This window comes from Novosphingobium sp. AP12 (assembly GCF_000281975.1).
In the GTDB taxonomy this organism is placed as follows: Bacteria; Pseudomonadota; Alphaproteobacteria; order Sphingomonadales; family Sphingomonadaceae; genus Novosphingobium.
Map to the genome: position 1 here is coordinate 1 of NZ_AKKE01000082.1, position 7,613 is coordinate 7,613.

A 7,613-nucleotide genomic window follows, 5' to 3' on the forward strand; every position below is an offset into this window, starting at 1 on the left:
TCGGCTGCCCCTGCCAGTCGCCGCCCCCCAGGCGCGGCCTTACCGGCCAGGCCGCCAGTGCAGCGAATAACGCAGTGCTGGCGCCGCCTCGCCCCAGAACCAGCGAGGGCCTCAGAACCGCCCAGCACATGGTCGTTCCATCGGCGCCGAGGCGGGCAAGGTGATCGTCCGCCGCACGCTTGCTGCGATGGTACGGCGTCGTCCCGGTCTCGTCAGCGCCGAGTGCGGATATCTGGATCACTCGGCCGACACCCGCCGCGCGGGCGCCATCGAACAGGGCAATGGCGCCGTGCTGATGGACCCTGGCGTAATCGGCTCCGGCGCCGATGATACCGGCACAGTTGACCACGGCATCTATGCCGCGCAGCCGCTGCGCCCAATCGCCGGCCCCGTCGCGCGTTATATCGCAGGGCACGATCTCCGCGCCGGGCAGGAGGCGCGACAGAGCATTGGGATCGCGCCCGGCAGCGACGACCTGTAGGCCTTCGCTTGCAAGCCGCGCCACCACGTGCCGCCCGATGAAGCCGCCTGCGCCTACGACAAGCACACGCATCATGGCCTCCTTACGCTTCATGGCCAGCGCGGGGCGTGCGGCTCCATACCGCATAGCCCATGCCGACAAGCGCCAGGAGAATGCCGAACAGCGCGCTCGTCATCGTTCCCTGCACAAGGTCGGTCGGGTCTGTCGCGACCGGGTGGAGCGAGACGAGCAGCAGCGGCGTGGCCATCATCATCACCACCGTCCACACACTCCAGAACCGCGAGCGTTGCTCGGTGCCGCACAGCTCGGACAGGAGGATGAGCAGCGGCCGCCAGAGGGCGACGACAGCCAAGGTCGCGATCAGCACGGTGAGGGCATACGTCAGCAGCAAAGCGGCAATCGGGATCAACATGGCAGGCTCCTTCATGAATGTCGCACCAGGCAGGCGCGGCTTCAGAAGCCCTTCCGCAAGTGGCATGCCAATTGCGTAAACTCACGCAAGGCCGAGGATTTCTGGCTCCCCGACACGAACGGATGTTAACGACGTGTACGCAAAGTGATGGTAGAATTATCAACGATGGATACAGCGATCGGCATCCCGGCCTTTATCGGCGCGCTTGCACTGACGGCGATCGCCAGCTTTATGCTGGCCGGATTCGTGGCGTTACGCGCGCGAAACCTTCCCGGATCGTCGCTGCTCGCCGCATTCCTGACCGGCGTCGGCATCTGGAGCATCGCCCAAGCCGCGCCCGCGCTTTTCGGGCAGCAGGCCGCAGGGGTCACTACTACGCTGATCGCCTTGTCTCCCTTGCCCGCCGCGGCCTTCGTCCATCTGGTCTTCGCCTTTGCGCTTTGCGGTGCGCTGCGGCCTGTTGCCGTGGCGAGCTATGCTCTTGCCGCGTTCGCCGCGCTGGTCGGCATGCTATTCGGCGTCGGGACGGTCGTGCCCTGGCGCGGATTTGTGGGTTTCTTCATCCCTTCGGCAGTGGGTTGGGGTGTGCTGGGCGTGGCGGCGGCCCTGTCGATCGCAGGCCACCTGCGGCTCCTCGTCGTTTGGAAGCGGCAGGACGGCCTTCACGGGCAACAGGCAGGCGCCGTATTCGTCTCCAGCCTGATCGGCCTCGTTGCGCTTTCCGGCTTTGCCTTTCCCGCCTTCGGGATCGAGGCCTACCCTTGGCCGGTGCTGTTGCTGCCGCTCTATTCGGTGGCGCTGGTCTACGGCATCGTGCGCCATCGGTTCATGCTCGCAGATATCTGGGCCCGTCGTGCGCTCGTCTGGTTACTCCTGCTCGCCGGAGCAGGCGCCGCCAGCGTGTTCATAGCCGCGCTGCCACTGACACTCGCGGGTCGCCCGGCAGGTTTCTTGGCGACCTGGCTCGCGCTGGCGGGAACACTGCTCCTGGGCTTGGCAATCCTCACGCCGCTCAAGCGTCTGGTGGACCGCATGGTATTCCCCGGCGGCCGCATCGCCGAAGCGGATATCGCGCAGTGGCGTGACCGCATGGCCGAGGCAACCGACGAAACCGACCTGGCCGCCACCGCCAACGCCCTGCTTCACCGGCACCTCGGTCTGCCGCCCGGTAGCCCCGATCTCCTGCTCGAAGGCGAAACCGTCTCGCTGCGGGGATGGAACGATGCCCCCGCTGGCACGCGCTACACCGCCGAGCGCTTCGCCGCGATCACCGCCGAAAGCGCACGCCGCCTTTCGGCGGCCCGGCGCATGGTCGATGCCGAGCGCGAGGCGCGCCTCGCCGAACTGGGCGCGCTGGCGGCGACGGTGGCGCACGACTTGCGCAACCCGCTAGGTATCGTGCAGATGGCCGCCACCAGCGCCCCGGCCGAAGTCCGCGCCGAAATCGGGGAACAAGTTACGCGGATGAATGCGCTGGTCACGGACATTCTCGATTACGCCCGCGCCTGGACCGTTACGCCGCGCGCCCTGCGCGTCAACGACCTGCTCGGCCAGTTTGGCGTGGAGGTTGAGGGCCCACCCGACCTTGAGATTCAGGCCGACCGCATGGCGCTGAATCGCGCGCTGGCCAACCTTGTCGACAATGCCCGCGCGATGGGCTCCCGCGTCCTGATCGTGACCGAACCGGGCCCTCCCGTCACGATCGACATCTGCGACGACGGGCCGGGCATCGCCCCGGATATCGCGCAATGCCTGTTCCGCCCCTTCGTGTCTCGCCGCCCCGGGGGGACTGGACTGGGCCTTGCCATCGTCCGGCGGATAATGGAGGCGCACGGCGGCACGGTAACGCTGGCCGCGCGGTCGGGGTGGTCCACCTGTTTCCGCCTGACCTTCGGGAGAACACCATGATCCTGCTCGCCGACGACGAACCGGCATTCCAGCGCCTGACTGCCGGCTGGCTCCGCTCGCTCGGCCATGAGGTGACCACGGTGGGGGACGGCGACGCCGCGCGGCAGGCTTTTGCGCAGCACGGCGCCGACGTGGTCCTGCTGGACTTGGCGATGCCCCCGCATCACGATCCCGAGGCCGGGCTTGCCCTCATCCCGGCGTTCGCGCCCGCTCCGGTAGTGGTGATGACGGGGCATGCCGATCAGCCGCTGGCGCTCAAGGCGATTGAGGCCGGCGCGTGGGACTTCCTCGCCAAACCGGTCGATCCCGATATGCTCAAGGTCGTCGTCGAACGCGCCCTCGAACGCGCGCGGCTTGCCCGCGACCTGGCTGCAGCGAAAGCCCTTGAGCATTCGGCAGAGGACATGGGGCTGGTCGGGCAATCCCCGCCGATGACCTCGCTGCGTGACATGATCCGCCGTATCGCGCCCACGGCCCTGCCAGTGATGGTGCTGGGGCCCAGCGGCACCGGCAAGGAACTGGTAGCCCGCGCGATCCACGCCGCATCGCCGCGCGCCGGCCGCGCGCTGGTGCCGGTGCATTGCGGCGCGGTCCCGGCAGACCTGCTGGAAAGCGAGCTATTCGGCCACCTCAAGGGCAGCTTCACGGGCGCCCATGCCGATCGCCCCGGCCTTGTCGAAACCGCCGCGCACGGAACCCTGTTCCTCGACGAAATTGGCGAGATGCCAGCCACCATGCAGGTCAAACTGCTGCGTTTTCTCGCCGATGGCAGTTACCAGCCGGTCGGCGCCCGCGAGGTTCGCCGCGCTGACGTGCGTATCGTTGCCGCCACCCACCGCGATCTTGCCGCCGCTGTTGCGGGCGGCAGTTTCCGCGAAGACCTTTACTACCGCCTGAAGGGCGTCGTTCTGCGGGTCCCGGCGCTGGCAGACCGACCGGGCGACATAGCCCTGTTGGCTCGGCTGTTCCTGCGCCGTGCCAGCGAAGGCCCGGCCAGCTTCGTGCCCGGCGCACTGGACTGGCTGGAAAGTCACGGCTGGCCTGGAAACGTGCGCGAACTGCGCTCGGTCATCGAGTGTGCCGCCGCCCTTGCGCCCAAGAGCGCAAGCGGGTTGACGATCGGCATCGCTGACCTCGCTTTCGCGATGGGAGAGGATCGCGAGCCTGTGCCGAATACCGCAACGCTGCCACCATCCGGCCAGACGCTACAGGATGAGGTGACTGCTCTCGAGCGGCTCCGCATCACCGAAGCTCTCGACCGTACCGGCCACAACCACACGCATACCGCGCGCGAACTCGGCCTTTCGCGGGTCGGCCTGCTCAAGAAAATGGACAGGATGGGCCTACGGTAGAGCCTTCATTTCCTGGGCTCAATCCACAGACCGAAACCATGTATATCTTTCACACTTCTCTTGCGCGCAACGTATTCAATCTCTCGCTTCGTTGCTGACGATGGCGACAGTGACGATGGCCAGACCTTCTGGTTAAGTTGTGCTAATAGCCGAATACGATCGGTTGCCACAGGATAGCGGACGGGCGGCAATTGGGAACGAAGAATCAGGCGCCGAACGGCCGGAATGGGTCGACGTTGGAAACGGCCGATGGGTTTGCAGACTCGCCAAACGGGCTGCTAAATGGCGGACCCGTCATTCCTCTCGGTGTGAGCCTATTCGTATGTCGCGAACGTCGTTCATGGCCCTGATGTTAGCGTTGGTCGTTGCCAGGCCGGTCGGAGCAAAAGAAAGCCTCAGCATCGACATCTATGCGATCCCCTCGCCATCGATCGTTCATGCAGTGAACGAGGTGAGCGTCGATCTCGCGGCCCGGGGTATGGCCACCTTCCATGCCAAAGGTCAGCAGGCCCACGTCACGCTCTACCTGACGCAATACCCGCCGTCCGCGGCGCCGGCGTTAAAAGCCGCTGTCTTCAAGGCCACGAAGGGGTGCAGATCATTCCCCCTCACGGTCGCCGGCCTGGAAAGGACCTCCTCCAACTGGCTGTTTTTAAAAGTTGACCGAACAGCCGCCCTGCAACGACTGGCGGACAAGATCACGCTGGCAGCAGAACCACTGCGATCACAGAACCTATCCGCACCATCCTGGATAAAGGACTATCCTGAAAAGCTTCCAGCTTTCGAACGCTATGGATCGCCGAATGTATTCATGGAGTTTGATCCACATCTAAGCCTGCTCGCGAATGAGCGCAGTCTAAACCTGGGCAATATATGAAAGATGCGGCTCCCCTCCCGCCGCGCGCTGCGGGCCGAGTGTCAGGGATTGGCCTCGGTGTCGTCGACGCGAACGGGCAACTGGTGGAGACGCTGGCTGAATATCGCTGCAAGGCATGATCACGCTACTCACGGAGGGTGGCGGACGTTTGTAGCTCACAATGCATCTGGATTGTCACATAAGTGTCATATTGACGCCGCGCAGTTGGAGAGACTAGCTCGTCAGCGATTGGAGAACACGCGTGAAGGTCAGACTGTCGATTGCCGCTGCGGTCACTGCAACCGTGCTCATAACCGCATCGGCGGTCTCGAACGAAAGACCCAAGGGCTACCTTGCGGCAGACGAATTCGACGTGACGCATATAGTCGAACCGGCGCCGCGACCCGGCGATCCGCGCTACGAAACCGATCGCAAGATTTTCAAGGCGACACGCAAGCTTGTCGACACTCCGCGATGGAAGCTCGCGACCGAGGATGCCGACTACTCCGTGCCGGCGTTGGCGCGCGATTTCAGCTGCGCCGTGGGCGTCAAGCTCACGCCCCAGAATGCTCCCAAGCTCATGATGCTGATCGAGCGCGCGGGCGCGGATACCAGTGCACAGTCGAGCAAGGCGAAAGCGGTCTACCAGCGGCACCGCCCCTTCACGATCGACAAGGGCCGGATATGCCAGCCCGAATCCGAGCTTTACGACGAGAAGAAGCACCGGATGAGCTATGACTATCCTTCCGGCCATACGACCTGGGGGTGGACCTGGGCCCTTGTCCTGTCGAGCATCGCACCTGATCGTGCGCAGCAGATCCTGGAGCGCGGGCGTGCCTATGGCGACAGCCGTTTCGTCTGCGGCGCCCATAACGAAAGTGCTGTCGAGGCAGGAATGCTATCAGCAACAGCCACCATGGCACTGGTGCAGACCAAGCCGGAATACCAGGCTGATCGCGAGGCCGCGAAAGCGGAGCTCGACGCTCTGCGCCATAGCGGAGAGCAGCCCACCGCCTGCGAAGCGGAAGCCTTGCTGCTCAACCAGCGGGTGATGCCGCGCTTTTGAAGGCGCGCTGACCACTGCTTCGATGTTGCCTCCCTTGACATGACCCGCTTAGGTTGCGTCGATTGTGCTTGCCGAGCTGGAAAATGCCACTTCAGACACATGCCCTTCCGTACCGCATGACAAGCGACGGCTTCGAGGTCCTGCTGGTGACGTCTCGCCGCAAGGGAAAGTGGATTCTGCCCAAGGGTAAGATCGAGGCGGGCGAGACGGCAGCACACCGTGCCTCCATAGAAGCTTTCGAGGAAGCCGGGGTACGCGGCACCGTTGCGGCAGAGCCATTGCTCGCATCCTCACTGGCAGACCCCAGCCAGGCACAGATCTATCCCCTCGCAGTGCTGGAAGAACTGGAGCTGTGGCCGGAAATGGGCGTACGGCAGCGTGCCTGGTTCTCGCTTCCGGAAGCACGGGCACGATTGCGAGATGCCGGATTGCTTCGTGCGCTCACTGCATTTGCTGCGACAGTGTTCGAAGATGTCCGCGCTGCGACACCAACGACTAGGGCTCCGACGCCCAGCTGAGCGCCACGCGCAGGCCTCCGATGGGGGCTTCGGCAAATTCCATCGTGCCCCCCGTCGCATCGACCAGTTCCTTGACGATCGCCAGACCGAAGCCGTGGCCCGAACCCGCCTCATCCAGGCGCGCACCTCGCGCCAGGGCATCATCGATCCGCCCGGCATCCATGCCGGGGCCATCGTCATCGATGAAGACGCAGATCATTCCGGCCTCGGCGATGCCGCTGATCGCAACTCCCCGGCGGGCGAACCGGACTGCATTCTCCATCAGGGCGCCGATGACTTCCGTGACTTCGGGCGCAGCCACGGGAACGGCAAGGCCGTCATCGACCTGCACATCGTAGACCAGACTTCCGCCCTTTTCGGTCTGCTCCAGCACCGAAATCACGTTGTCGACAACATCCGCCAGATCAGCAGTCTCGCCGTTTGAGCCACGCGCCAATGCGCTCCTGGCGCGCGCCAGCTCCGTTTCCAGCGCGGCACGCGCGACGGCAAGGGTACGATCGATGGCGTCAGCAGCATCGGGTGCACCTTCACTGCGCGCCCGGCGGCTCTGCGCGGCCATGGCCGCAAGCGGCGTCTTCAGGCTATGGGCGAGGTCCGCAGCCCGGTGGCGTGCCCGCTGCACGTCACTTGCCCGAGCGTCCGCCAAGGCGTTGATCGCCTCGACCAGGTGCGCAATTTCACGGGGATGGTCATTCGACAGGCGAGCGGATGGATTGCCCCGCAGCCGCTCGACTTCCCCCTGAACGCGCAGTAGCGGCCTCAGCCCAAGCCTGATCTGCACGCCGGCAGCGACCAGAAGCACGATCCAGAGCAGCACCAGTGCAAGTGCGGTCTCGTTGCGGAATTCGCGCAGCGAGAGCACTAGGGCATCATCATCGGATGCGAACTGGACGAGCACCGGCTCATTGCTTCCGGCCGGTCGGATAAGCCGGGAAATGACGATCAGGCGATGCCCGAACAGTCCATCAGTGCGACTGAGGCTCCACGCTTCGCGCGATGGCTCGGCAGGTGCCGGCAGCC

Annotated in this window: 8 protein-coding genes; 5 read left to right on the forward strand and 3 right to left on the reverse strand. The window is 64.8% G+C overall.

Going from position 1 to position 7,613, the window contains the following annotated elements; genetic code table 11:
• Both PMI02_RS13685 and PMI02_RS13690 read right to left on the reverse strand, forming a co-directional pair.
• Nucleotides 1-553: SDR family NAD(P)-dependent oxidoreductase (locus PMI02_RS13685; protein ID WP_007683613.1), on the reverse strand; the 553-nt coding region annotated here is incomplete at its 3' end.
• Between the two features lie 10 nt (nt 554-563).
• On the reverse strand, nt 564-893 hold the full coding sequence (locus tag PMI02_RS13690) for a hypothetical protein (protein ID WP_007683615.1): 330 nt from the start codon (nt 891-893) through the stop codon (nt 564-566).
• 165 nt (nt 894-1,058) lie between these two features.
• Here PMI02_RS13690 and PMI02_RS13695 point away from each other — a divergent pair, with 165 nt between their 5' ends.
• The 5 genes from PMI02_RS13695 to PMI02_RS13715 all read left to right on the forward strand — a co-directional run bounded on the left by PMI02_RS13695 (nt 1,059) and on the right by PMI02_RS13715 (nt 6,593).
• Nucleotides 1,059-2,801, forward strand: coding sequence for a sensor histidine kinase (locus PMI02_RS13695; RefSeq protein WP_007683618.1), 1,743 nt, complete (start codon nt 1,059-1,061; stop codon nt 2,799-2,801).
• Nucleotides 2,798-4,153 (forward strand): sigma-54 dependent transcriptional regulator, encoded by a 1,356-nt coding sequence (locus tag PMI02_RS13700; protein ID WP_007683620.1) that lies wholly within the window; start codon nt 2,798-2,800, stop codon nt 4,151-4,153. The genes PMI02_RS13695 and PMI02_RS13700 overlap by 4 nt, the downstream gene beginning before the upstream one ends.
• Before the next feature lie 340 nt (nt 4,154-4,493).
• Nucleotides 4,494-5,030 carry a 2'-5' RNA ligase family protein gene (locus PMI02_RS13705; RefSeq protein ID WP_157222518.1) on the forward strand — a complete coding sequence of 179 codons (537 nt, stop codon included), beginning with the start codon at nt 4,494-4,496 and terminating at the stop codon, nt 5,028-5,030.
• Between the two features lie 241 nt (nt 5,031-5,271).
• A complete protein-coding gene (locus PMI02_RS13710; RefSeq protein WP_007683625.1) occupies nt 5,272-6,075 on the forward strand; it encodes a phosphatase PAP2 family protein in 804 nt (267 codons plus the stop codon).
• A gap of 116 nt (nt 6,076-6,191) precedes the next feature.
• Nucleotides 6,192-6,593, forward strand: a complete 402-nt coding sequence (locus PMI02_RS13715) for an NUDIX hydrolase (RefSeq protein WP_052025573.1) — start codon at nt 6,192-6,194, stop codon at nt 6,591-6,593.
• Here the strand turns inward: PMI02_RS13715 and PMI02_RS13720 are convergent.
• The gene (locus PMI02_RS13720) at nt 6,571-7,455 is read right to left on the reverse strand and encodes a HAMP domain-containing sensor histidine kinase (protein ID WP_162130161.1); all 885 of its coding nucleotides are present in this window, start codon (nt 7,453-7,455) and stop codon (nt 6,571-6,573) included. The genes PMI02_RS13715 and PMI02_RS13720 overlap by 23 nt on opposite strands.
• Nucleotides 7,456-7,613: the final 158 nt, after the last annotated feature.